The sequence below is a fragment of the Solitalea agri genome, assembly GCF_023914155.1.
GTDB lineage: Bacteria > Bacteroidota > Bacteroidia > Sphingobacteriales > Sphingobacteriaceae > Solitalea > Solitalea agri.
In genome coordinates, this window is sequence record NZ_JAMWYS010000028.1 from 254,189 (window position 1) to 279,258 (window position 25,070).

Consider the following 25,070-nt stretch of genomic DNA (forward strand, 5'->3'; position numbering starts at 1 on the left):
TCATACGGCGGGCAAAAATACAATTATTTAAGTGTTTAAAACTTATTCAGTATGCCTAATTCAGCATTGATAATCTGATTGCATGCCTGTTCAATTTGTTTGTAAACTGGGATGAACAGTGATTCATCGAACCACGGATCCTCAACTTCCATGTTTTTGCCCGGATGAGAAGCGTTTAATAATAAATCCACCTTTAAACGATCTTGTTCATTGCGAACCATTGAAAGAACATTGCTATAGTTCGACTGGTCCATCACATAAATCCGGTCAAATTCATCAAAGTCAGCTTGTGAGAACTGTCGTGCACGCAGGTCGCTGATATCAACGCCAAAATTTTTGGCTGTTCGTTGTGCCCTGCTGTCAGGAGCTTCGCCAATATGCCAGCTACCGGTTCCACATGAATCTACCTTCCATTGCAGCTGGTTCTTCTCAATCATGTAGCGCATTACTCCTTCTGCCATAGGTGAGCGGCAAATATTTCCTAAGCAAACCATCAGTATTTTCATGCTTCAAAGATAAATGTTTAATGAATACTAACCTTTAATGATTTGTAGCCAGCAGAAAGCAATAGGATGAATCCGAAAGTGAAAAACTTTCGCGGTTTTTTTCTGCAATAATCTTTTAAGGATTTCTATTTTTACTTCAAACCCACACATTATCATGAATTCAATCAATATAACTTCAGTCCTTGAGGAGTTACACATTTTAGAAAACAATGAAGCATGGAGTACCGGCCAGAATTGGGGTGCAGGTACAAATGCCTCAAGCAAAACAATTTTTTCACCTGTTGATGGAAAAGCAATTGCCAACGTTCTATTTGCCACTAGAGATGATTTCGATCAGGTAATTAAAACAGCTCAATCAGCTTTTGAAAGTTGGCGTTTATTGCCGGCACCTAAGCGCGGAGAAATTGTTCGTCAGCTGGGTGAAGAACTTCGAGTTAAAAAGAAAGCATTAGGTGCTTTGGTATCGTATGAAATGGGCAAAAGTCTGCAAGAGGGCCTGGGCGAAGTGCAAGAAATGATCGACATATGCGATTTCGCAGTTGGTCTTTCTCGGCAGTTATATGGCTTAACGATGCACTCGGAGCGATCACGTCATCGTATGTATGAGCAGTATCATCCATTGGGTTTAGTTGGAATCATATCAGCCTTCAATTTTCCAGTAGCGGTTTGGTCATGGAATGCCGCATTGGCTTGGGTCTGTGGAGATGTTTGCATCTGGAAACCTTCGGAGAAAACGCCTTTAACAGCTATTGCCTGCCAGAAAATTGCTGCCAAGGTGCTTGCGGCCAATGGAATTGATGAGGGTGTATCATGCTTAATAATTGGCGATAGAGAAATCGGGGAGCTAATGGCTAATGACGAGCGTGTGCCACTTATTTCGGCTACCGGTTCAACCCGCATGGGTAAGGCTGTTGGAGCAGCAGTTGGTCAACGCTTAGGCAGAAGTTTGTTGGAGTTAGGCGGCAATAATGCGATCATCATTTCAGAACATGCTGATTTAAATATAGCCTTGCCAGGAGTAGTATTTGGCGCTGTAGGTACTGCTGGTCAACGTTGTACAACTACTCGCCGATTAATTATCCATGAGTCGGCTTATGAAGAATTTAAAACCAAACTTTCAGCCGCCTACGCTCAACTTCGTATTGGCGATCCTTTAGATGAACTCAATCATGTTGGTCCGTTGATTGATAAAGACGCTGTTCAGCAATATCAAAATGCCATTGCTAAAGCAAAAGAGCAAGGTGCAAAAATACTTGTAGAGGGCGGTGTTCTGGAAGGCGATGGTTTTGAATCGGGATGTTATGTGAAACCTGCCATTTTTGAGGCTGAGAATCACTTTGAGATCGTTCAGCACGAAACCTTTGCACCGATCTTATACATTATGAAGTATAAGACAATTGAGGATGCCATTGCTTTGCAAAACGGTGTTCCACAGGGGCTTTCTTCTTCAATTATGACAACCAATTTGCGTGAAGCGGAAAAATTCCTTTCACATGCAGGCTCTGATTGTGGTATTGCAAACGTTAATATTGGTACTTCTGGCGCCGAAATTGGTGGAGCCTTTGGTGGCGAGAAAGAAACCGGTGGTGGTCGTGAGTCAGGATCGGATGCATGGAAAGTATATATGCGCCGTCAAACGAATACGATTAACTACGGGGCTGATTTGCCTTTAGCTCAGGGTATTAAGTTTGATCTATAAGAACTCAAATTCACTCGATAAAGGAGCCTTAATGGGCTCCTTTCTTATTTTGTATGGATATGGTAACTATTAAGTAATTTTCCCGAATGAAAGCTGCATCTATAACAGATCTTAAAAAAGAACTTCAATCCCAGCCTCCTAATAAACTGATTGAACTTTGCCTAAGGATGGCGAAATATAAAAAGGAGAATAAGGAGCTGTTAACGTATTTGATTTTTGAAGCTGAGGATGAAAATGCTTACGTGATAGCGGTGAAGAGTTTAATTGATGAGCAGTTTGAAGATATGCCGAGACTAAACACCTATTTAGCAACTAAGGCTGTTCGAAAGATACTTCGTACTACTAAAAAATATATTAAATATTCAGGCCAGAAGGCAACAGAAGCAGAATTGCTTATTTACTTCTGTCACAAATTAAAAGGTTCAAGAATTAAACTGAATACAAGTACGGCATTAACAAATCTTTATCAGCAACAATTAAAGCTAATTAATAAAGCAATTGAAAAGCTTCATGAAGATCTGCAGTTTGACTTTCAACAGGAATTGGAAGCATTATTTTAGCACAAAAGCCAATGAAGTTTATCCATTGGCTTTTATGTTTATACTGATTCATTTAGAGTTTAGCTTAGGTTCAATTTAAAGTCAATTGGAAGCACATATTTAGCATTTACAATTAATCCATGGTGAACAGCTGGTTTCCATTTTGGCATTGCTTTAATAATCCGAACCGCTTCTTCACTTAATCCATCCTTCACTTTTTTAATCACTTTAATATCACTAATAGAGCCATCTTTCTTTACAACAAATGAAACCGAAACTTTTCCTTGAGTGAAATTTTCTAATGCTTTTTGAGGATATTTTAAATTTCGATTGATGAAATTGGCTAAAGCTGTTGAACCTCCGGGAAATTTTGGTGGATTCTCAACATACAAATAAATATCATTGTCCTCAGGATCTTGTTGAGTTGTTTGCTGTATTATTGAGGTTGTTTGGGAAGAAACTTTGCCTTCGATAAAGGATGAGCATAGGGTCATTACAAGAATTCCCAAGCAAAAAGATTTAGATGTATTCATATAATAGAGTTTGGTTTAACTGTTTAATGATTGAATGTAATCTATTAATACTTAAAATCAAAAACTTTTGTTTAATAAATATTCATTCTAATAAATACAAACTCTTGTAAGTAAGGTTTTTATAAATAGAGTTTGGTTTTAATGTTTGATTTTATGATAGATATTTTAAACACGATAAGTGTTAATATTCATTTAATTATCAGGATATCAATTAATTATCTTCTTGTTGATTTTGTTTAGATCAAGTAAAGATTCTGGAAGGGGAACAAACAAATTCAGCTTCATTAGAAAAGCCAATAAAGCTGAAAATAAAATACTTGTAAAATAAAGAAGCTGCCGAAGCAGCTTCATTTTATTTCTTTATAAGTTCAATACCTATGTCTGAGATTTCTTTTAACGGATCATCGCGCATGTATTGTTCAAGTTCGATTCTATAAGTGCCGGGCTTCGCAAATTTAAATCCATCGGTTAAGAACACTTTTCGAGCAACCAGTTTTCCAGAACCAGATCCAATCCATTTTCCGTCTTTTTCAGCCAATTTAACCTCAATAATACGGGTTGTTTGATTCTTTCCATCTGGATTCTTAACATACATCCGGAAGAAAATGTTGGAATATTTATAATCATCCGTATGTCTCAAATTAAGATAAATTGAATAAGTGCCAGCCTGGTCAAGCTTTACGTCATAAACAGCCTTGTCGTTTGAAAGCCAGCCTTTAGGTTCAATGGTTAAAGTGTTGTTATAAACCGAATTATCTGTACAGGAAAACAAAAACAAAGCGATGGCTATAATGCCGCTCAATAAACAGGTTTTTCTAGACATTTACTCCTTAGTTGAATCGTTATTGGTTGGTTTTGGATTATTCCTCTGCTGACCGCCACGGCGTTGATTATTACGTTGATTTTTGTTGCCTTGTTGGTCATTTGGCTGTTGTTCACGATTTTGATTTTCAGCAGGTTTATTTACACGTTGCTGTTGCTGTGGGCGGTTCTGTTGTTGACCTCCTCCTTGTTGTTGAGGACGATTTTGTTGTTGGCCTCCCGGCTGTTGCGAACGGCTTTGCTGTTGAGGTTTATTGCCTCCGGGGCCCTGTTGAGGGCGATTTTGTTGCGGAGTCACAGCTTGTTGTGGCTTTGGCTGAGCTTGTTGTGGCCGTTCTTGCGAACCTCTTGCCTCATCTTTCTGGCCAGCACCTCCCTTAGATTTTTTCTTTTTCTTCTTTTTGTTCTTTTCATCGAGGCGGGTTAGTGAATCCTGACCAACCACATTCTCATAATCAAAGGTAACAGGCTTAGCTGCAGTAGAAGAAGTATTGTATTCAAGGAATTTGATATCAGCCGATTTCTGACCTTTGGCATTTATCGACAGAATTTCACGCACTTTAGTTACTTCCAACGGAATCCAGTCGGTAACTCCTTCGTAGCTAAACCACATAATTCTTTTGAAAATATCCGTTTTTTGTAAGCGTGCATAACCACGTTCCGTTTGCAGTCCGCTAACGTTTTCTGGAATATCTCTTAACGCATCAATGTATGTGTCCAATTCGTAGTTCAGACAGCACTTCAGCTTGCCACATTGCCCGGCAAGTTTTAATGTGTTTAAAGAAAGGTTTTGATAACGTGCAGCAGCGGTTGATACCGTCCGGAAATCAGTTAACCATGTCGAACAGCATAGCTCTCGTCCACATGAACCAATTCCTCCTAAACGGCTAGCTTCCTGACGCATTCCAATCTGGCGCATTTCAATTCGAATCTTAAATGTTTCGGCCATGCGCTTGATCAATTCACGGAAGTCAACACGATCATCAGCGGTATAATAAAAAGTAGCTTTGGTTTTATCTCCCTGATAGTCTACGTCACTAAGCTTCATCTTTAACCCTAGTTCAAGAGCCAGCGTACGAGCTTTATGCATTGTTTCATATTCAAGGCCTTTGGCTAATTTCCATTTGTCAATATCTGACTGGCTAGCTTTGCGGATGATTTTGCGAAACTCAACAGAGTCTTTCACGCCTTTTTTCTTCATCTGCATACGCACAAGTTCACCCGTCAATGACACGTGTCCTAAGTCATATCCACCTTGATTGCCTTCTACGGCTACCATTTCGCCCATTTCGAGGTAATGATTGTTGGGGTTCACATAAAAGTCTTTACGTGATCCTTTAAACTTTACCTCAACTATGTTAAATGGTTTATAGTGTGCAGGCAGGTCCATGTCGGACAGCCAATCGTAAACATCCAGCTTACTACATCCACCGTCGGTTAAGCACGAGCCGTTGCTTTTACATCCGGCCGGGGTACAACCTCCGGTTGAACAGGTACTACATCCCATATTTATTTTTCTCTATCTATAATGAAACCGATCCTTTAAATTTATCAGGACGGTTGTGTTCGCAAATAACGATTAATTTGCAAAGATACATCTAAAAATAAGATTTTCGGGTTTGCATTTCTTTCAACATGATAGATGGCCTCTTCGAAGCATTTGACTATCATTTCGCCCTTTTTTACGCCTACCAATGCCGAAAATTTACTTACAAACTCCAATTCTTCTCCTTCCAGATAGATCATTTCTTTAACACCATCTCCGTATAACAAGCAATCGCGAATGATGTTGAGGCCGTAACGAATAAAATTTTTCTGTCGCTCACGGCCAATTTTGGCAAAGTCCTCTACCCATTTTACAATTCCGGTTCCGTTGCCAGTATAACAAAGTCGCATCCAGTCAGCAAAACTTCCGGTTTCTTTATTTTCTTCTTCATTAAAAATAGAGTAAGCTGTAGCCATGTTTCCATTAGAAAGATAAGCTATGCGGTTTGCCTGTGTCGAATCGCAGTTATGTGATTCAATAAAATGCTGCTGAATATCTTTGTTACTAAGCTTATTGATTTTAACCAATTGCGTACGTGATAAGATCGTATTCAACATTTTATCACGGTTTTCGGCAACTAATAAAAACAACGTTTTATGTGCAGGCTCTTCAATAATCTTCAGCAAGGAGTTTCCTTCATTGCCTAAAAATTCAGGAAGCCACATGATTAACACCTTGAATTCAGATTCAAACGGCTTTAAGCTTAATTTTTGAATGATCGCATGGCATTCGGCAATGGGTATGTTGGGTTGCTTGTTTTCAACGTCGAGATATTTTAACCAGGCGTTAAGTGACAAGTATTTATCACCTGAGAGGGCTTTCCGCCACTCTTCAATCACATCTACGCTGGTTTCCACTTTATGGGTTTTGTTGGCAATAAAGGGGTAGGAAAAATGAAGGTCGGGATGAATGAACTTTTGATACTTGCGGCATGAACTGCATTGCCCGCAAGAGTCATCCGCTTGTTTATCTTCACAAGCAATATATTGGGCATAGGCAATGGCCAATGACAAGGCGCCGGAGCCTTCGGGGCCTAAAAATAATTGCGCATGACTGATCCTGTTTTCGTTAACCGATCTAATCAATTGTTCTTTAACGTCTTTGTTGCCTACAATGTCTTTAAACAGCATGTCGTAAAGTTCTAAAATATTCGGTCTTTTTCACTATTCTGTTTTAAAGCTTCTAATATCTGACCACCTTTGCATAAATTTATTACTTATGGCTCGATTAATGGCTTTTGATTTTGGCACTAAACGCTTAGGGATAGCAGTTACTGATCCCTTACAAATTATAGCAACAGCTTTAACAACCATTCATCCAAAGGATATTGTGACATTTTTAAATGATTATCTTAAAACGGAAACTATAGATGCATTTGTTGTTGGGGAACCAAAACAAATGGATAGCTCTCCCTCTGAATCGGCAAGACACGTGGATGCATTTATTAATTTATTAAAAAAGCAATTCCCTTTGATTCCTATTGAACGTATGGATGAACGGTTCACCTCAAAAATGGCCAGTCAAACTATTGCTCAAAGCGGTCTAAAGAAATCTCAGCGAGAAAAGAAGGAATTAATAGATACTGTTAGTGCTGTAATTATCCTGCAATCATATATGGAAAAACGCTCATTTGGCTTTTAAGCCTTTTTCGTATTTTTGCAGCCTGTTTAAAAATAAAAAATGCAAATCGGCCCTCCAACGGTTGATTGAGCAATTGTTCAATAATTTTCAGAATAAATGATATTACCAATCACCGCCTATGGCGATCCTGTTTTATTAAAAAAAGCACAACCAATTGATAAAGATTATCCCGATCTGTCAGGGTTAATTACCAATATGTTCGAAACCATGTATAATGCCAGTGGTGTTGGTATTGCAGCTCCACAGGTAGGGCTTTCTGTTCGCTTATTTGTAATTGATGCAAAACCTTTTGGCGATGATGATGATGATGAAATAACTGAAGCTGAATCAAAAGCGTTGAAGGGGTTTAAAAGGGTATTTATTAACGCTGAAATGATAGAGCAAACAGGTGAAAAATGGCCCTTTACTGAAGGATGCTTAAGTATTCCTGAGATCAGGGAGGATGTTTTAAGACCTGCCAATATCAAAATAAAATATTTCGATGAACATTGGGTGGAGCATATTGAAGAGTATTCGGGTATTGCAGCAAGGGTGATTCAACATGAGTACGATCATATTGAAGGTAAATTGTTTACGGATTACCTCAATCCATTGAAGAAAGCGATGCTAAAAGGCCGTTTAGATGCAATTTCTAAAGGAAACATCAAAACGGATTATAAAATGAAATTTCCGGCAAGGAAAAAAGGCAGAAGGTAGTTAGGGCTCATATCCCTAACTCCCACCCTGATATTTCACGTTCTTTTCTGTCGATTTTATAAATATAAAGAAACATAAAATTGGCAGCTAAAGCCCCGAAGGCATGCCACAAAAAATGAGTTCCAATCGATAATAGTCCCCAACTATCCGAAATTCTGAAAAACAAGGCCAGCAGAAAGGAGGCGAATGCAAAAACCGGCAGTTTCCATTTATAAAAGTTGTTGATGAGCAAATGAGAAAATGCTGGTCCGACTACAATTGCGGCCATAAAACCATAATTAAGATTGATGCCCAAATGAGTGTGTTCTGAAACTGTGAACTTCCAGATAATGCTCATAATAATCAGTGCTCCTAATATAACCGAAGCCGTATAATACTTCTTGCGGGTAACTTTGTAGAGCAGGTAAATACCGGCCATGAAACACAGAATGAGGATGGGAACCCAGTCCATTAATAGAAATACATGTGATTCTCTGAACGCATGATATAACGTACCCCCTACAGCGCCAATGCCAAGGAAGATGACGGATAAAGTTAAAAACCAAAACTCCCGATAACGTCCTTTTAATTTAATTACCCAATAAACGGTCATGCCAACAAACAGCAAACACGACAAGGCATTAAAGGGCTCAACAATAAAGTATTTTAAATTAGTTTCGGTATAAACTGGGCCACCATCTGGAAGCAACTGTAGTAAGGTAGAAAACTCAGGCATATTTTATCCTCCTTTAACTGGTTAACCTACTAGTGGTATTAATTGTTTAACGTTTTAAAAAATTACGAAAATGATATGATATAAAGGCGTATTATTAAATAATCCTTAACTTTTGAACCATTAATTAAAAGAACGATGGCAATAGACATTTATCAGGTTGATGCATTTAGCGCTCACTTATTTAAGGGGAATCCTGCGGCGGTTTGTCTTTTAGACGAATGGCTTCCCGATGAGCTCTTAAAATCAATTGCTGCTGAAAATAATCTTTCGGAAACGGCCTATGTAGTTCGTAAGGGTAACCACTTTGAATTACGTTGGTTTACACCCACTATTGAAGTTAGCTTATGCGGTCATGCGACGGTTGCAACAGCCCTGGTTTTATTTGATGAATTGAAATATGAGAATGATTTGATTCGTTTTCAAACTAAAAGCGGTGAATTAACGGTTCGGAAGGATAATAACTTTTTCATTTTAAACTTCCCAACTAATGTTCCGAGTGTGGAAACAGATTATCCAAAGGCGCTTATTGAAGCTTTAAACTGTCATCCGGTTGAGGTTTTGAAGGGCAAAACCGATTATGTAGTTGTGGTAAAAACACAGCAAGAGGTGGAAGCTATTCAGCCAAATCACGCGCTGTTAAGGACAATTAAAGTAAGAGGAGTAGTTGTTACAGCATTGGGTGATGAAGTTGATTTTGTTTCGCGGTTTTTTGCACCTGGCTCTGGTATTGATGAAGATCCGGTTACAGGCTCGGCTCATACGATGCTTATTCCTTATTGGGCCGAAAAACTGGGCAAACAATCGTTTTACGCAAAACAACTTTCGCAACGGGGCGGAACCCTTAAATGTAAATTATTGGGCGACCGTGTAGAAATTGGTGGAACAGCAAAGCTGTATATGAAAGGCCAGTTGTTTTTACCATGAAACTTCTTAGAGTAAAACTACAAACAAGTGATTTGGAGCTGGTAGAACAGTTCTATTGTAAGCAACTGGGTTTGAAGGGTAGCAAAACAGAGGGTGAACTACTAATTGAAATCGGCAGTACTCTTTTGGTTTTTCATCCATCCGACGAAAATGATAAGCCGTATTATCATTTTGCTATAAATATTCCCAAGAATCAATTGACCGAAGCAATAAGCTATATCGGCCCATTTGTCTCATTGTTAAAAGTAAATTCAGTGGGAGATATTATTGCTGATTTTCGTAATTGGAATGCTAAATCAGTTTACTTTATTGATCCGGTTGGGAACATAGTTGAGCTCATTGCGCAGTTTAATTTATCGAATCAATCCTCTGCAGCATTTTCTGCTAAATCTTTTTTGTCTATAAGTGAGATAGGCTTAGTGGTGAACATCGTAAAAAGCACAATAACGGAGTTTGCCGAACATTATGGGATAGATATTTTCGTTCCATCAACTTCTACGGAACAATTCGCCGCTTTAGGAAATGATGAAGGTTTGTTTATCCTTTCAGAAGCAAATCGAAATTGGTATCCAACGCAGATGAATGCAAAGGCATTTGCATTAGAAGTGAAATTTGAAACTGATGATAATGTAGTTTTTGATTTTACCAATTGAAAAATCGATATTATTATTGAAATAGTTTTGAATTATTAATAAAATTTATAAGTTTGTAATAGAGAATTAATAAATGAAAATCGCGCAGTTAAATATGACAAATAAAGTAATTACCGCCCAGGTAATTGTTTGCGCTATTTCTATTATTACCACCACAATTATTACCCCTTTGGGGGTTTAGTATATATTTCCGCGCCTTAGGGCAATTCTATCAATCAATCTTTTTTTTAACCTTAGGAAGCTAAACATTTAAGTTTTAGGCAAACCCAGTTATTCGCATATATGAAAGTTTTAAAATTTGGTGGTTCATCAGTTGCATCAGCAGAAAACATTGACAAGGTTGTTGCAATTGTTAAAGAGAAATCGGAAGAAGGGAAATTGGCTGTATTTGTATCGGCCTTGAGGGGTATTACAGATAAACTAATTGCAGCCGGAAAAATGGCAGCACAAGGAAATGAAGATTATAAAGATGTTTTAAACGAGATTGAGAACAGGCATTTGGCCGAAGTTCGCAAGCTCATTCCTATAGCTAATCAGAGTGCTGTACTAAGTCAGGTTAAAAAGCTGCTTAATGAACTCGAAAGCACCTGTGAGGGAGTATTTCTTATTGGAGAGCTCTCCTCAAAAACCCTCGATCGCATTATGTCGAAAGGCGAGCTTTTATCTTCTTTTATCATTGCAGAGCGTATGAAATCAGAGGGTGTAAATGTGTCGCTAAAAGATACAAGGGAACTTATCAAAACCGACTCAAATTTTGGTAAAGCCGCTGTTGATTTTGAAACAACCAATTTGCGTTGTTGGCAATATTTTAACCAAGCTAGTGATGTAACGGTTTTGCCAGGCTTTGTAGCTACTAATGAAAATGGAGAAACTACAACATTGGGCCGTGGCGGTTCTGATTATTCAGCAGCTATTGTTGCAGGTGCAATTAATGCAGAGGTGCTTGAAATTTGGACCGATGTAAGCGGTATGATGACTGCAGATCCTCGAGTAGTAAGTCAGGCTTATCCAATTGAACGAATTTCTTATGGTGAAGCATTTGAGCTTTCTCATTTCGGAGCCAAAGTCATTTATCCGCCAACTATCCAGCCGGTTTTAGAGAAAAGGATCCCTGTGTGGGTGAAGAACACTTTTGCTCCTGATGATGCAGGAACCCTGATCCATGAGAATGGCAATGGTAACGATACCATGGTTAAAGGGATTTCGAGCATTAATAAGATTGCCTTAATGAGCTTGGAAGGAAGTGGTATGGTGGGTGTTCCGGGCTTTTCAAAGCGTTTGTTTGAGGCTTTAGCGCGTGAAGCAGTAAATGTTATCCTTATCACGCAAAGTTCTTCTGAACATTCAATTTGTGTAGCCATCAACGAAGCAGATATCATCAAAGCTAAAACAGCTATCGATAGTGAGTTTGCTTTTGAGATAAGCGTTAAAAAAGTGGATCCGGTAATGATTGAACGAGAGCTTTCTATTGTAGCATTAATAGGCGACAAGATGAAGAATCATGCAGGGGTAAGTGGTAAAATGTTCAGCGCCTTAGGTAAAAATGGTATAAACATCAGGGCCATTGCTCAAGGTTCATCTGAAAAGAATATTTCAACAGTAATTAATGAGAAGGACGTTAAAAAAGGACTCAACGTATTACACGAGGAGTTCTTTGAGAAACCTATAAAGCAGCTTAACTTATTTATTACCGGAGTGGGTAATGTTGGGAGCAAGCTTTTAGATCAGATTAAGAAACAACAGCGCTTTTTAAGTGAGGAACTTCGCTTAAATGTACGTGTTGTAGGCTTGGCTAACTCAAAGAAAATGGCCTTTAATGATGAAGGGATTTGCCTCGAAAGCTGGAAGGAACAATTAGAAGGCGGTGAGCCGATGACTTTAACTTCGTTTGCTAAACATGCAAAGGCTAAAAATATGCGTAACAGTGTATTTGTGGATAATTCTGCTAGTGAAGATGTAGCCATGATCTACAATGATTACTTGAAAAGTAGCATATCAGTTGTGACCTGTAATAAAATTGCCGCCGCTTCCGCCTATCAGAACTACCGCAGCTTAAAACGCGCAGCAATGGATCATAACGTTTCATTCTTGTTCGAAACCAATGTGGGGGCAGGATTGCCGATCATTGGAACCTTGAACGACATGGTTCGCAGCGGTGACCGCATTCGTAAAATAGAAGCGGTGTTATCAGGCAGTTTAAACTTCATCTTTAACAACTTTAAAACAGGTGTTTCATTTGAAGAAATTGTTCGTCAAGCACAAACTGAGGGTTATACTGAGCCAGATCCACGCATCGACCTAACCGGTACCGATGTAAAACGCAAGATCCTGATACTTATTCGTGAAAGCGGTGTGGCAATGGAAATGGATGATATTAACTCTGATCCGTTTATGCCGGCCGATTGCCTTGAAGGTTCGGTGGATAATTTCTTTGAGAAATTAAAAGAGCACAAACAAGTTTTCGATGATTTGTATACTGAAGCGTCAGCTAAAGGAGAGAAATTAAAATTTGTGGCTACCTACGACAATGGAAAAGCTTCTGTTGGATTAAAATCAGTGGCGCCTGAGCATCCGCTTTATAAGTTGGATGGGAAAGATAATATCGTATTGTTTACCACCGACAGATATCCTGACCAACCATTAATTGTAAAAGGAGCTGGTGCAGGCGCTGATGTTACAGCTTCTGGGATTTTTGCTGATATTATCAAAACTGTTCTTTAATAGCCGGTTCAACATAACTCATGAAAGAAATAAGAATTTTTGCCCCTGGAACTGTTGCCAATGTTGCTTGCGGTTTTGATGTAATGGGCTTTGCGTTAGATAGTCCGGGAGATGAAATGGTTTTACGGACAATCCCCGAAAAAACGGTTCGTATTACTAAGGTGGATGGGTTTAACCTTCCGCTCGAAGCTGCCAAGAATGTGGCCGGCGTTGCTTTACTTTCGCTTTTGAATGAAGTAAAAGAAATGGTTGGTTTTGAAGTTGAGATCTATAAAAAGATAAAACCCGGCAGCGGGATCGGATCAAGTGCAGCAAGTTCAGCAGGTGCCGTGGTAGCTGCAAATAAGCTTTTGGGAGAACCATTTTCGAAAACTGACTTGGCTCGTTTTGCGATGGAAGGAGAGCGTTTAGCATCGGGTACAGCTCATGCCGACAATGTTGCTCCGGCAATTTTTGGAGGTTTTACCTTGGTTCGCAGTTATCAGCCTTTAGATATTATTAGTATTGATACCCCTGATGAGCTTTATGCAACAGTCATCCATCCTCAAATAGAAGTAAAAACTTCTGATGCACGCGAAATCTTAAAGCGTAATGTGCTGCTGAAAGATGCGATCAGACAATGGGGTAATGTTGGCGGATTGGTAGCAGGATTAATGAAATCAGACTATAATTTGATCAGCCGTTCATTGGAGGATGCTATTGTCGAACCGATCCGTTCGATTTTGATACCAGCTTTTCAGGAAGTGAAACTGAAGTCGAAAGAAGCAGGTGCATTGGGAGGTGGGATTTCGGGCTCAGGTCCATCCATTTTTATGCTAAGCCGTGGCGAAGAAACTGCCCAAAGGGTTAAATCAATAATGGCCGAGATCTATGATAAGGTTGGTATCGATTATGACATTCATTTGTCGAAAGTGAATAAAGAAGGTGTCAAAGTGGTTAATGGCAGATAGTTCATGGGCATGCAAGCGCTGTGTTCAAACGCAATTAATAACAATTAACCAAGAACTATTAACTATTAAATTATGAACTATTTCAGTTTAAATCATAAAGCCCCAAAGGTGAAATTCAGCGAAGCGGTGGTAAAAGGCCTTGCTCCCGACAAAGGATTGTATTTTCCAGAGTCCATTACTCCCTTAGCTAAAGAATTTATTGAGAATATTGATAATTATTCTAAGGAAGAAATTGCTTTTCAGGCAATTAAGCAGTTTGTTGGTGATGAAATAAGCGAGACGGATTTACGTCGAATCGTTGCTGAAACCATCAATTTTGATTTTCCTTTAGTTGCAGTTGAACCAAATGTGTACTCTTTAGAGCTTTTTCATGGGCCAACGCTCGCCTTTAAAGATGTAGGTGCTCGCTTTATGGCTCGTTGTTTAGGGGCTTTCTCAAAATTTGAAGAGAAGAAAGTTACGGTGCTTGTGGCAACATCGGGAGATACTGGTGGAGCTGTGGCCGATGGTTTTTTGGGAGTTCCCGGCGTTGAGGTCGTGATACTTTATCCAAGTGGTAAGGTTAGCGATATACAGGAAAAACAACTGACCACTCTTGGTAAAAATATAAAGGCTTTAGAAGTTAATGGAACGTTTGACGATTGCCAGCGTATGGTTAAAACCGCCTTTTTAGATGAAGACTTAAATAAGGCTCTTAACCTTACTTCTGCAAACTCTATTAATGTTGCTCGTTGGTTGCCTCAAATGTTTTATTACTTTTTCGCTTATCAGCAGCTGAAAGACAAAACCAAGAAATTGGTTGTTTCGGTGCCAAGTGGAAACTTCGGTAATATTTGCGCCGGAATGATGGCCAAAAAACTAGGTTTGCCAATTGATCTTTTTGTGGCTTCAACTAACGCCAATAAAGTAGTGACCGAATATTTGAACACCGGTGATTATTTGCCAAAACCATCGGTTCAAACAATTTCAAACGCCATGGATGTTGGTGAGCCTAGCAATTTTATCAGAATTGAAGAGTTGCACGATAAAAGCTTTAACGTATTAAAGTCATCGCTTTTGAGTTTTAGTTACACTGATGATGAAACCAAAGCGGTGATGCGTGATGTGAAAAAACAAACCGGCTATGTGCTCGACCCTCATGGAGCAGTAGGCTATCTGGGTTTAAAAGAAGCGCTTATACAAAGCGATAATGCTCAGGGAATTTTTCTGGAAACCGCACATCCATGCAAATTTATTGATGTGGTAGAAGATACATTAGGTGAAAAGGTAACTATTCCATCAGAACTGGAAAGCCTGCTTTCTAAAGAAAAGGTGTCTGTGCTACTCGAAAACAATTATAATCAGCTTAAAGAACTGCTTTTGAAAAGCGTTGATATTCAATTGGTTTAAAGCTGGGTTTGGTGAACTAATGTCAGTTATTTTTACGTTAATTACTTTAAATTGATTAACTTATAATTACTGATATTAGTTCATTTACTAACTGTTTAAAACCATATTTTATGAAGTCCAAACGTTCTCCCTCATTTTGGATAATTATTGCTGCCTTTTTGGCTCTTCCTATCATTGTATCCACCTCTTGTAAGAAAAATTCAGATTCCGATCCGGTACCTCCTGTAACGGCGGGCGATGTGCGAGATAGTGTTTATCTGGTAGCAGAAACTTTTTATTTATGGGTTGATAATTTGCCGTCGGAAGAAGTTTTTAAAGCTACGTCTTTAGCGGGTCCTGATGAGGTAATTGAAAAAGTTAAAACCTATAGTCCATTATTAAATGGTAAACATATAGATCATTATAGTTTTGGTTTACCCAAGGCTGATTACGATAATCTAGCCAATGGTAATGAATCAGATTTTGGCTGCGGTTTTAAATTTAACAGAATTTCATCAGGTGACTATTCTGATGACCTTCGTATCACCTATGTGTATAAAAACTCATCTGCAGGTGCTCAAAATGTGGCCCGAGGTTGGAGAGTAATGTCTATAAACGGTGTTGCTGCCAACACTGATAATATTAGTGCTTTGAACACCGCCTTGAATAGCAACTCAATTTCTGTAGTGTTTAAAACTCCAGCGAATGCTACTAAGACACTTACTTTAGGTTCTAGTACTTATAGTGCCAATACCGTAATTAAAAGTTCAGTGATTGATTTGGGAGCTAAGAAAGTTGGCTATATCATGTTTAACACTTTTTTTGGTACTGCAATTCAGGAGATTTCTGCTGCCTTTGATGATTTTGCTTCTAAAAATGTTACAGATGTTGTGGTAGATTTACGTTATAACGGTGGCGGAAGAGTTGATATTGCTGAACATTTTGCCAATTTGCTGGCACCCGCAGCAGCAAAAAATAAACTAATGTATTCTGATCAGCATAATGCCTTATTGACAAATGAAGGATGGAATGAAAGCGTTAAATTCGACAATTCAGCTCAAAAACTTCCTTTGCTCAGTAAAGTAGCTTTTATTGGCACCAGCGGTACAGCATCGGCGAGTGAATTGTTAATCAATGTACTCAAGCCTTATTTAGGTGAGAATCAGAAATTGTTCGGAGCGACCACTTATGGTAAACCGGTTGGTTTTTATCCTATAACCATCAATCGGGGACTTAGTGATGCCTATACTACTTTAATTGTTGCAGTTAAGTCAACTAACTCGGCTGGAACAAGTGATTATTTTCAAGGGTTTACTCCCGATGGATTAGCTAAAGATGATCTGACTAAAGATTTTGGTGATTCTGAGGAAGCGTCATTAAAGGCTGCTTTAGGGTGGATTCAGAATGGCGTTATTTCTACATCGGCAGCTGCAACCGAATCGGTTACTCGTCCAAGCCCGATTGTAGAGGCTGCTAATGCTAAGTTCGATCGCTCATTTAAAGGATCAATTTTTAAAGAAAAAAAACATTAAGCTAGTTTAGCAATAAACCTTGTGTGTTAACAAGCGGACTTATGATAATAGGTTCGCTTGTTTGCGTTTAATGCAATGAATTTTATAGATATAAAATGATAAAATTCACCTCTTTGGAGTGGAAAAACTCTAAATTTGCCCGCCAATAATAAATAGTTTTTTATTCAAAATATAACATATGGAATACCGCATAGAAAAGGACACCATGGGTGAAGTTCAGGTTCCGGCAGAGAAATTCTGGGGAGCTCAAACTCAACGTTCAATCGAAAATTTTAAGATTGCGCAAGACATCAACAAAATGCCAAAAGAAATTGTTAAGGCATTTGCTTACCTGAAAAAAGCGGCTGCATTAACTAACTTGGATGCAGGTGTATTATCAAAAGAAAAATCTGACTTGATCGGTAAAGCTTGCGATGAAATTTTGGGAGGTAAACTTGATGATCAGTTTCCGTTGGTTGTTTGGCAAACAGGTTCAGGAACCCAATCGAATATGAACGTGAATGAGGTTGTTGCATACCGCGCTCATGTGCTAAACGGTGGTCAGTTAACAGATAAAGACAAAGTATTAAACCCGAATGATGATGTGAACAAATCACAGTCGTCAAATGATACTTTTCCAACAGCTATGCACATTGCTGCATACAAAATGCTGATTGAAACTACTATTCCAGGTATTACTAAATTAAGAGACACTCTTGCAGCTAAAGCTGAAGCATTTAAGCACGTAGTTAAAATTGGTCGTACGCACTTTATGGATGCAACTCCATTAACCTTAGGTCAGGAGTTTTCAGGTTATGTTTCTCAATTAAACCATGGCTTAAAAGCCATCAATAATACCTTGGCGCATCTTTCGGAATTAGCTTTGGGTGGAACTGCCGTTGGAACAGGAATTAACACCCCAAAAGGTTATTCAGAGAATGTGGCTAAACACATTGCTAACTTAACAGGACTGCCTTTTGTAACTGCTGAGAATAAGTTTGAAGCCTTAGCTGCTCACGATGCAATTGTTGAAGCTCATGGTGCTTTAAAAACAGTTGCTGTTAGCATGATGAAAATCGGTAACGATATCCGAATGTTATCATCTGGTCCTCGTTCAGGTATTGGTGAGATCCATATTCCGGATAATGAGCCAGGTTCTTCAATTATGCCAGGTAAAGTAAACCCTACTCAATGTGAAGCTATGACCATGGTTGCAGCTCAGGTTTTAGGAAACGATGTAGCAATTAATATTGGAGGTTCAAACGGTCACTTTGAATTGAACGTTTTCAAGCCAATGATGATCTATAACTTCTTGCATTCAGCGCGTTTAATTGGTGATGTTTGTGTTTCTTTCAATGATAAATGTGCGACCGGGATTGAGCCAATTGAGAAGAACATTAGCAACCACCTGAACAATTCGTTGATGCTTGTAACTTCCTTAAATACAAAAATTGGGTATTACAAAGCAGCTGAAATTGCTCAAACAGCACACAAACAAGGTAAAACTTTAAAAGAAACTGCTGTTGAATTAGGTTATGTTACGGCTGAACAGTTCGACGAGTGGGTTAACCCATTAGATATGGTAGGTGAAATTAAGTAACCTATAACAATAAGTGTGATTGTCAATTTTGGCAATCACACTTTCTTTTTCAGTTTTATATTCCCCGTATAAAATTTACCAATTACCTTTTGTTCAATATTATTTATTTTGCCTTTTTAACAGTTATTAGCAATTGTAATGAGCAGACTTACCACCGAAGAAAGACAACAAAGGTCATTGTTAAACCTGCAGAGATTAAGAGAGCAATCGCGTAGAGATAGAGCCATTAATTTTTTATATCGAAAAAGTAAATTCTTTAAGGTGACTGTCTATGTCAGGTGCTTTTTTATTCTTTTTACAGTTCTGAATTATCTGCCGTTCTTACCTTTCAAATCGACTCCAGAGGAAGTTACAGGGTACTCTTTTAGTAGCTCTCGGACAAAATATGGAGGGTCGTCTACTACCAATTATAACTATTCTACAACGGAGGGCAATGTTTACACAACACCAATTGGAGGTTGCGTTAGTATCAATAAGGGTGATCATATAATAGCGTATCGAAATGTTTTTTTTAAAGCGACGGCGATTTCAAAAGTGGATAACTCATGCTTTAACTATACTTCTAATATTGCTATGGTAAAAATATTTCTAACCATGCTATCTATCTTATCCATCCTTACTTTTTTCAAAAGAGGCTGGCTCGAGGAAGAAGAACAGCTGAATGCAATTATGCTTGCCGGTTTAGGGTTAACTATTTGGTATTTTTTTGCGTAATCTAAATAAGTATTTTAAGTAAGACTAATAACCTTATTTAAGTAATCACACTAATAAGACTTAAATTGCTAGGAAAAACTTGCAATGAACAGCACCCCTATTCAAACCCCTCGTCTCGTCCTTCGTCCTATCCTTCCGGAAGATGAATCAGCACTTTTTGAGCTCGATTCCAACCCGGAAGTGCATCGTTATTTAGGAAATAAACCTGTAAAGGCTATTGATGAAATACAGGAAGTTATTAAAATGATCCATCAGCAATACAAAGAAAACGGGATCGGTCGTTGGGCGGTAATTGAAAAGGAATCAGGTAATTTTATGGGTTGGGCTGGGTTGAAATTGGTAAAAGAGCCTGTGAACAATCAGATTAATTACTATGATCTCGGTTATCGTTTTATACCAGACTATTGGAACAAAGGATATGCAACAGAGGCTGCATTGGCTTGGGTTGATTATGCCTTTGAACAATTGAATCTTGATGAATTAATTGGGGTTGCTGATGTAGACAACCTTGGCTCAAGAAAGGTTTTGGAAAAGGTAGGACTAAAGCACGTTGAAACCTTTGATTACCATGGAGCCGAGCAAGTTTGGCTTAAGATTACACGACAAGACTGGGAGCAATTGAAAAGGAAAGCTTATATTCATTGATTCAAAACGCTGTTTAACAAGTGGCTATCAATATATTTAGAGCTCTTTTTCTATTTTTACACAAAGCATGTCCATGAAATCATTAAACATATTACTGGTAGTAGTTTCTTTGGTAACTACAGTTAGTTGCAAAAAAGATCGGGATGCAGACTTAACGACTAAGTTAACCGGAAGCTGGGAGTGGGTTTATTCAGTTGGCGGTTTGACCGGAAATCAAAAGACTTATCCGAAGGAAACCTCAAGAGTTGTATTCACCACCGATAAAACCTTTAGAACACTTGCAAATGGGCAAACAATTCGAGAAGGAAAGTATGATATCGTTTATATCGATAATATCTTTTCCACCGAAAAAGCTCCGGCAATAAAATTTGTTGACTTGGCAGGTAATAGTGAAGACAATCTGTTTACCATAACAGTCGATACATTGACCTTTATAGATAATCATGTTGAGCCATTCGGTCATGTGTACGTTAGGGTGAAAGAGGTGAAATAAATTCAGTTTACAGTAACCGAAAGAAATATTGGCAGAAGAGACTCAACTCGAAAAATATTGGTATTGTTTTAAAAAAACAGGAAAATAATTAAGATAGACGCGACTAATTTTGATTATCAACTTGAAGATATCGAGGAAAAAATAAATGCATTTATTCATTAAAAAAACAGCTCTCCTCTTAATCGTTAGTTGTTTGAGCTTTTCTGTTTTTGCTCAGATAAAAAGGTCCAACTTCAATGTAGTTGCCTTTTATACAGCTAAGAACGATGAAGCACATATCAGTTTCGTCCATGAAGCTAATCGCTGGTTCACCAAAATGAGTAGTCAATATCATTTTAAATACGATTCGACTAATAACTGGAATAACCTGAACGAAACGTTTCTTTCTAATTATCAAATCGTGATTTTTCTGGATACCCGACCTGATTCGCTATCTCAACGATTGACGTTTGAAAAATATATGGAAAGAGGTGGAGCCTGGATGGGCTTTCACTTTGCAGCATTTGCGCTGAATGATTCTTCCTATCCACAAAACTGGGATTGGTATCATAATAAGTTCTTAGGTTCGGGTGAATATAGTTGCAATACATGGCGACCTACCTCAGCTATTCTGAAAGTGGAAGACAATAAACATTCGGCTACAAAAGGTCTGCCGAAGACCTTTAAATCTGCTCCTAATGAATGGTATCGATGGAGTAATGACTTACGCCAAAACCCTGAAATTAAAATCTTGTTATCAATTGACTCAATGAGCTTCCCTCTGGGAACAGGGCCTAAGCCGAATGAAATATGGCACAAGGGTTATTATCCGGTAGTTTGGACTAACACACGCTATAAAATGATCTACATCAATATGGGTCATAATGATATTGATTACGAGCACAAGACCAATAAAGAATTGTCGTTTACTTTCGATAATGAAACTCAAAATCAGTTAGTGATCAATTCTTTGCTATGGCTGGGGAAGAAAAAGTAAAGGTTGGATATAGCCGTGTGCTAAAGTTAGCTATTTGCGTTCAGCCAGTTCAGCTTTTCGGGCTAATTCACTGTTTTTGCCAATTGTTTTATAGTCACCGGTACCTTTTAAGATATTATAGTAGTTCACTTTTTGAGTAAAAAGTTTTAGGGCCTCATTCAATTCTATGTCGTACTTAAACGATGATTCAATACGGCCCCGTTGGTAGTAATATCTCGATACGATTTCGTTTTCTAATAATTGAGAAATTTCGGGTTTAAATTCGACAAGGTCGTCCTTCCGATTATTTTGTGCTTTAAATTTAAGCACTTCGTATTGCTCGTTAATTTGATCAAAGTATTTTTCCTTTTTGGTTACTTTTTCAAGGTCTTCAAGCAGTTTATCACTTTGTGTGGAATAACTAAAGGATTGACTGTTCACAAACTCAACAAACTCATTGTATTCATTAGGTCTAATTCGAAACTCGCGAGCCTGCTTTATACTGTTATTTTTTAGTCGAAACGTCGTTCCGTAGTCAAAGATCAAATTATTCTCAATCAAGGCTGCCGCCAGTGAACTAAAATAATAGGGTTTAACGTACACATCCGGTGTAATACCGCGACCATCATAGACAACACGTCCGTTTTTGGTCCTGAATTCGGATATTAACGAATCGGCAATGTTTATTGCCTGTCCATTAGTGTTTTTATGCAGGTAATCTATTTTCTGAATACATCTTCCGCTTGGAGTATAGTATTTAGCAATAGTAATTTTCAGCAAGCTATTGTAAGGAAGTTTTAATGTTTGTTGAACAAGTCCTTTTCCAAAACTTTGTTGTCCTATGATCACCCCTCGGTCAAGGTCCTGCATGGCGCCGGCAACTATCTCAGATGCAGAGGCCGTTCCGTCATCTACTAAAACAACTAATGGAATGGAGTTATCTAATGGCAAAGCACCTGCATGATATACATAATTGTTCTGCGGCAAGCGACCTTTTTGTGTAACCACAGTTTCGCCTTTGGCAACAAAATAATTCACTATTTTAACTGCTTCTTGTAAAATTCCGCCTCCATTGCCGCGTAGATCAAGCACCAGGGCTGTTATTTTATACTTTTTCTTTAAGGCCAAAAAAGCATCTTTAACCTCAAGGGCAGAACCTTCTAAAAAGCGGTCGAGTTTTATATAACCTACCTGGTTTGTTAATATTCCGGAATAAGAAACATTAGGAAACTTGATCTCTGCACGGGCAAGCTTTTTCTCAATTGGTTTGGTTTCTCCCGTGCGAAGTATAGAAATAGTTAATGCAGAGCTATTGGCTCCTTTTAACAATTCGCTTACTTCATCATTGCTTTTATTGTCTAATGAAACACCGTTGATGGAAAGCATCTGATCGCCGGCTCTGATATCCGCTTTTTGAGCCGGAAAGCCTTCGTAGGTTTCAGAAACATACGTTTTGTTATTTTTTTGAAGAATTAATGCGCCAATACCTCCATATTCATTGGAGACATAATTCATCTTAAATGTTTCGATATCTGATTCGGGAATGTATTCGGTATAAGGATCGAGGGAACTATCGATCGCATTAGAAGCCGTATTGATAAGTTTGGCAGGGTCTACTTTATCAACGTAATTGAGATTAATTTCGCGGTAAACACCAGCAAATATGTCAAGGTTTTTGGTGATCTCGAATTGTTCATCAATCGCCTTAAACGACAAAAACAGTCCGGCACCGATACCAGCAGTTAAAAATATGTTTCTGGGCGACCGAAAGAAAGCACCTACCTTGTTCATAAAGTTTATTTCACCTAAGCTAAATAATACTCTCTAAAAACGGAAAATTTACAATGGTATTGTTGCTTAATCGAGGCTAACTGTAAGGCCTTTAAACTTAAGTATATTATAATACTCTACCAGATTACGGCGGGCGCCCTCTAAAAGAATGTATTTGCCTTTAGTATGAACAACCCATGCAATAGCCTCTGCCTCGTCGTATGATTTCTTGATATACTTGATAAGACAGGCAATTACATGCTCAAAGGTGTTAAAATCATCATTCCAAAGTACAAGCTTTACAGGCTCACCCACTTCGGTCGATACTTCAACTTCCTCAACAACTTCGGTTTCAATAACCGTACTCATCATTATAAGCGGTTGTTTTCTTTATTCGACTGCATTTTGCTTAGCATAAACTCAACATAATTGCGGTCTTTGTTAATTGCTTTCATTAATCTGTTGATGAAATCGTCCTCCTGTCCCGGAACAAAAGTTAACTCTTCATCAGTTAATCGATTGTATTTACGTTTGATCTTGGTTTTAACTTGATTCCAGTTTGCTGAATTAATCAGATTGCTCATTTACTACAATTATTTAGTGCAAAAATAAGAGATTGCACGGGTTATGACAAGGGAAGTTTTGGAGGAATTGCCGTACTATTAACTATTGCATGTGTAAAGTTTGAAAACGGATGAAGGGTAATGGTACTTTAACCTTAGCAAATGCATAGTCTAAAGAAAATAGCATTCGATTTTCAGAAGTTAATATCCTAAACAAAGGTTGAATACTTAAAAACTTGGTTGCGATTTTCTATAGAAAAAAGATTGAGAACTATAAATAAAAGCTTTTCTGCTAATCCTTTATACAACGAATAGCCGCTCCATTTTGCCGACTGCCTGTAATTATGAGCGCATCAGTACCATCGTTCTTCAAGAGTACAGCGTTGGCTTCTGCAAAATCTTCCGTAATTGTCCACCAATAACAACTATTGCCTATAAAGGAAAAGGCTCCAGTATTTAGTCGGGAACCGTTGGGTAGTCCGTTAAAACCACTGGAATTGGTTGCTCCTGTATTAGGTGTAGTCCAATGTGCAAGGCCGGCTTCTTTCAATTCGCCGCCTGCCGTTGATGATCCTCCAAGAAAATTAATTAGAGTTTCCCATTCCTCTCTGCTGGGCACATGCCAACCAGGAGGGGCAATTTTTCGGGAATCAACACCAGCATGCCAATTATAGAGTTTACCGTACAAGCTGTTATTGGCCGCTTCATTATTATACACGCTGACTGCACCGGACGTAGTGCTCCCCCAGGCAGCATCATTTAAAGATGGTATCTCATCCCCATTTTGATAATGTGTCGTTTTTAGGTTTTCTAACATCCATGTCTGGTTTCCTATTGTCTTGACAGGATAAATATTGCCATCAATATCTGTTACGGTGGTGGTAGACACTGCTGATGTTGTAAAGAGAACCTCATTGCCATAAGCTGTACCTACACTGTTGGTGGCGTAAGCCCGAATATAATAGGTTGTAGCAGGTAAAAGTCCTGTTGCATAACTGGTAAAGATCCTACCATCAGAACTCAAAATCGTTTTAGAATTTGAAATGGTTGGATCATGGCTTGTACTCCAGCATATGCCACGTGCTGATACCGATGCTCCGCCATCATCTAAAATATGTCCACCGCTTGATCCGGTGGTTTGCGAAATTGCCCCTACTTCATCAGTGACCACAGTAGCCAGCGTCGCTGCATCAATCGGTGCCGAGTCAGAAGATTTACTGCATCCCGAGGCGAGTAATAGAAAGAATACTGCAGCCAGTAGCACCGGAAGTGCCAAAAAATTTGTACTCCATCTTTCTGTATTGATATTGAAAATTTTGTAGGGCGCCGGAAAAGGCATTGGGCAGGTGTGTTGTGTTATATGCTTTCTCATACCAACAGGCATTTGCTATATTAATATAACGAAAAAGCAAACAGGAAAAAAGCATTTATTCTGGCAGAGGGCTAGCTTCAATCAAACAAAAAAGCGACAACCGGAGTCGTCGCTTTTCGATTATAAGTAAATGT

Annotated in this window: 25 protein-coding genes; 15 read left to right on the forward strand and 10 right to left on the reverse strand. The window is 38.6% G+C overall.

The window, feature by feature from the left end:
• Positions 1 to 35: 35 nt before the first annotated feature.
• Positions 36 to 506, reverse strand: a complete 471-nt coding sequence (locus tag NF867_RS08760; RefSeq protein WP_252587441.1) for a low molecular weight protein-tyrosine-phosphatase — start codon at positions 504 to 506, stop codon at positions 36 to 38.
• 154 nt (positions 507 to 660) lie between these two features.
• Between NF867_RS08760 and amaB the strand changes: the two genes are divergently transcribed.
• On the forward strand, positions 661 to 2,205 hold the full coding sequence (gene amaB, locus NF867_RS08765) for an L-piperidine-6-carboxylate dehydrogenase (protein WP_252587442.1): 1,545 nt from the start codon (positions 661 to 663) through the stop codon (positions 2,203 to 2,205).
• Positions 2,206 to 2,291: 86 nt separating this feature from the next.
• Positions 2,292 to 2,765 (forward strand): hypothetical protein, encoded by a 474-nt coding sequence (locus NF867_RS08770; RefSeq protein ID WP_252587443.1) that lies wholly within the window; start codon positions 2,292 to 2,294, stop codon positions 2,763 to 2,765.
• Positions 2,766 to 2,824: 59 nt separating this feature from the next.
• Here the strand turns inward: NF867_RS08770 and NF867_RS08775 are convergent, their stop codons facing one another.
• The 4 genes from NF867_RS08775 to NF867_RS08790 form a co-directional block, all read right to left on the reverse strand.
• Positions 2,825 to 3,277 carry an energy transducer TonB gene (locus NF867_RS08775; protein ID WP_252587444.1) on the reverse strand — a complete coding sequence of 151 codons (453 nt, stop codon included), beginning with the start codon at positions 3,275 to 3,277 and terminating at the stop codon, positions 2,825 to 2,827.
• Between the two features lie 352 nt (positions 3,278 to 3,629).
• Entirely contained in the window at positions 3,630 to 4,100 is a 471-nt protein-coding gene (locus NF867_RS08780) for a gliding motility lipoprotein GldH (protein ID WP_252587445.1), read from the reverse strand.
• On the reverse strand, positions 4,101 to 5,606 hold the full coding sequence (locus NF867_RS08785) for a PSP1 domain-containing protein (RefSeq protein ID WP_252587446.1): 1,506 nt from the start codon (positions 5,604 to 5,606) through the stop codon (positions 4,101 to 4,103).
• Between the two features lie 44 nt (positions 5,607 to 5,650).
• Positions 5,651 to 6,775 (reverse strand): DNA polymerase III subunit, encoded by a 1,125-nt coding sequence (locus NF867_RS08790; RefSeq protein WP_252587447.1) that lies wholly within the window; start codon positions 6,773 to 6,775, stop codon positions 5,651 to 5,653.
• Positions 6,776 to 6,863: 88 nt separating this feature from the next.
• Here NF867_RS08790 and ruvX point away from each other — a divergent pair, with 88 nt between their 5' ends.
• Together ruvX and def are read left to right on the forward strand one after the other, a co-directional pair.
• The gene (gene ruvX, locus NF867_RS08795) at positions 6,864 to 7,286 is read left to right on the forward strand and encodes a Holliday junction resolvase RuvX (RefSeq protein ID WP_252587448.1); all 423 of its coding nucleotides are present in this window, start codon (positions 6,864 to 6,866) and stop codon (positions 7,284 to 7,286) included.
• A gap of 96 nt (positions 7,287 to 7,382) precedes the next feature.
• Positions 7,383 to 7,982 (forward strand): peptide deformylase, encoded by a 600-nt coding sequence (gene def, locus NF867_RS08800; protein ID WP_252587449.1) that lies wholly within the window; start codon positions 7,383 to 7,385, stop codon positions 7,980 to 7,982.
• Positions 7,983 to 7,989: 7 nt separating this feature from the next.
• On the opposite strand, the gene NF867_RS08805 is transcribed toward def, so the two are convergent.
• Positions 7,990 to 8,697, reverse strand: a complete 708-nt coding sequence (locus NF867_RS08805) for a hypothetical protein (protein WP_252587450.1) — start codon at positions 8,695 to 8,697, stop codon at positions 7,990 to 7,992.
• Positions 8,698 to 8,832: 135 nt separating this feature from the next.
• Here NF867_RS08805 and NF867_RS08810 point away from each other — a divergent pair, with 135 nt between their 5' ends.
• From NF867_RS08810 to NF867_RS08860, 11 genes are all read left to right on the forward strand, one after another.
• Positions 8,833 to 9,621 carry a PhzF family phenazine biosynthesis protein gene (locus tag NF867_RS08810; protein ID WP_252587451.1) on the forward strand — a complete coding sequence of 263 codons (789 nt, stop codon included), beginning with the start codon at positions 8,833 to 8,835 and terminating at the stop codon, positions 9,619 to 9,621.
• Positions 9,618 to 10,274 carry a VOC family protein gene (locus NF867_RS08815; RefSeq protein ID WP_252587452.1) on the forward strand — a complete coding sequence of 219 codons (657 nt, stop codon included), beginning with the start codon at positions 9,618 to 9,620 and terminating at the stop codon, positions 10,272 to 10,274. The genes NF867_RS08810 and NF867_RS08815 overlap by 4 nt, the downstream gene beginning before the upstream one ends.
• A 282-nt stretch (positions 10,275 to 10,556) precedes the next feature.
• Entirely contained in the window at positions 10,557 to 12,995 is a 2,439-nt protein-coding gene (gene thrA, locus NF867_RS08820; RefSeq protein ID WP_252587453.1) for a bifunctional aspartate kinase/homoserine dehydrogenase I, read from the forward strand.
• Between the two features lie 20 nt (positions 12,996 to 13,015).
• Positions 13,016 to 13,945: a homoserine kinase gene (locus NF867_RS08825; protein ID WP_252587454.1), complete on the forward strand. Its 930-nt coding sequence runs from the start codon at positions 13,016 to 13,018 to the stop codon at positions 13,943 to 13,945.
• 72 nt (positions 13,946 to 14,017) lie between these two features.
• Positions 14,018 to 15,334, forward strand: a complete 1,317-nt coding sequence (gene thrC / locus NF867_RS08830; protein WP_252587455.1) for a threonine synthase — start codon at positions 14,018 to 14,020, stop codon at positions 15,332 to 15,334.
• Positions 15,335 to 15,444: 110 nt separating this feature from the next.
• The gene (locus NF867_RS08835) at positions 15,445 to 16,845 is read left to right on the forward strand and encodes a S41 family peptidase (RefSeq protein WP_252587456.1); all 1,401 of its coding nucleotides are present in this window, start codon (positions 15,445 to 15,447) and stop codon (positions 16,843 to 16,845) included.
• Positions 16,846 to 17,023: 178 nt separating this feature from the next.
• Positions 17,024 to 18,424 carry a class II fumarate hydratase gene (fumC, locus tag NF867_RS08840; protein ID WP_252587457.1) on the forward strand — a complete coding sequence of 467 codons (1,401 nt, stop codon included), beginning with the start codon at positions 17,024 to 17,026 and terminating at the stop codon, positions 18,422 to 18,424.
• A gap of 138 nt (positions 18,425 to 18,562) precedes the next feature.
• Positions 18,563 to 19,138: a hypothetical protein gene (locus NF867_RS08845; protein WP_252587458.1), complete on the forward strand. Its 576-nt coding sequence runs from the start codon at positions 18,563 to 18,565 to the stop codon at positions 19,136 to 19,138.
• An 84-nt stretch (positions 19,139 to 19,222) separates the two neighbouring features.
• Positions 19,223 to 19,783, forward strand: a complete 561-nt coding sequence (locus NF867_RS08850; protein WP_252587459.1) for a GNAT family N-acetyltransferase — start codon at positions 19,223 to 19,225, stop codon at positions 19,781 to 19,783.
• 73 nt (positions 19,784 to 19,856) lie between these two features.
• Complete coding sequence (locus tag NF867_RS08855; protein WP_252587460.1) at positions 19,857 to 20,276, forward strand: hypothetical protein; 420 nt, start codon at positions 19,857 to 19,859, stop codon at positions 20,274 to 20,276.
• 193 nt (positions 20,277 to 20,469) lie between these two features.
• The gene (locus NF867_RS08860; protein WP_252587461.1) at positions 20,470 to 21,252 is read left to right on the forward strand and encodes a ThuA domain-containing protein; all 783 of its coding nucleotides are present in this window, start codon (positions 20,470 to 20,472) and stop codon (positions 21,250 to 21,252) included.
• Positions 21,253 to 21,282: 30 nt separating this feature from the next.
• On the opposite strand, the gene NF867_RS08865 is transcribed toward NF867_RS08860, so the two are convergent.
• The 4 genes from NF867_RS08865 to NF867_RS08880 all read right to left on the reverse strand — a co-directional run bounded on the left by NF867_RS08865 (position 21,283) and on the right by NF867_RS08880 (position 24,936).
• Complete coding sequence (locus tag NF867_RS08865) at positions 21,283 to 23,022, reverse strand: S41 family peptidase (RefSeq protein ID WP_252587462.1); 1,740 nt, start codon at positions 23,020 to 23,022, stop codon at positions 21,283 to 21,285.
• Positions 23,023 to 23,088: 66 nt separating this feature from the next.
• Positions 23,089 to 23,373: an ATP-dependent Clp protease adaptor ClpS gene (locus tag NF867_RS08870; protein WP_252587463.1), complete on the reverse strand. Its 285-nt coding sequence runs from the start codon at positions 23,371 to 23,373 to the stop codon at positions 23,089 to 23,091.
• Positions 23,373 to 23,585 carry a CsbD family protein gene (locus NF867_RS08875; protein WP_252587464.1) on the reverse strand — a complete coding sequence of 71 codons (213 nt, stop codon included), beginning with the start codon at positions 23,583 to 23,585 and terminating at the stop codon, positions 23,373 to 23,375. The genes NF867_RS08870 and NF867_RS08875 overlap by 1 nt, the downstream gene beginning before the upstream one ends.
• A 271-nt stretch (positions 23,586 to 23,856) precedes the next feature.
• Positions 23,857 to 24,936: a fibrobacter succinogenes major paralogous domain-containing protein gene (locus NF867_RS08880; RefSeq protein ID WP_252587465.1), complete on the reverse strand. Its 1,080-nt coding sequence runs from the start codon at positions 24,934 to 24,936 to the stop codon at positions 23,857 to 23,859.
• Positions 24,937 to 25,070: the final 134 nt, after the last annotated feature.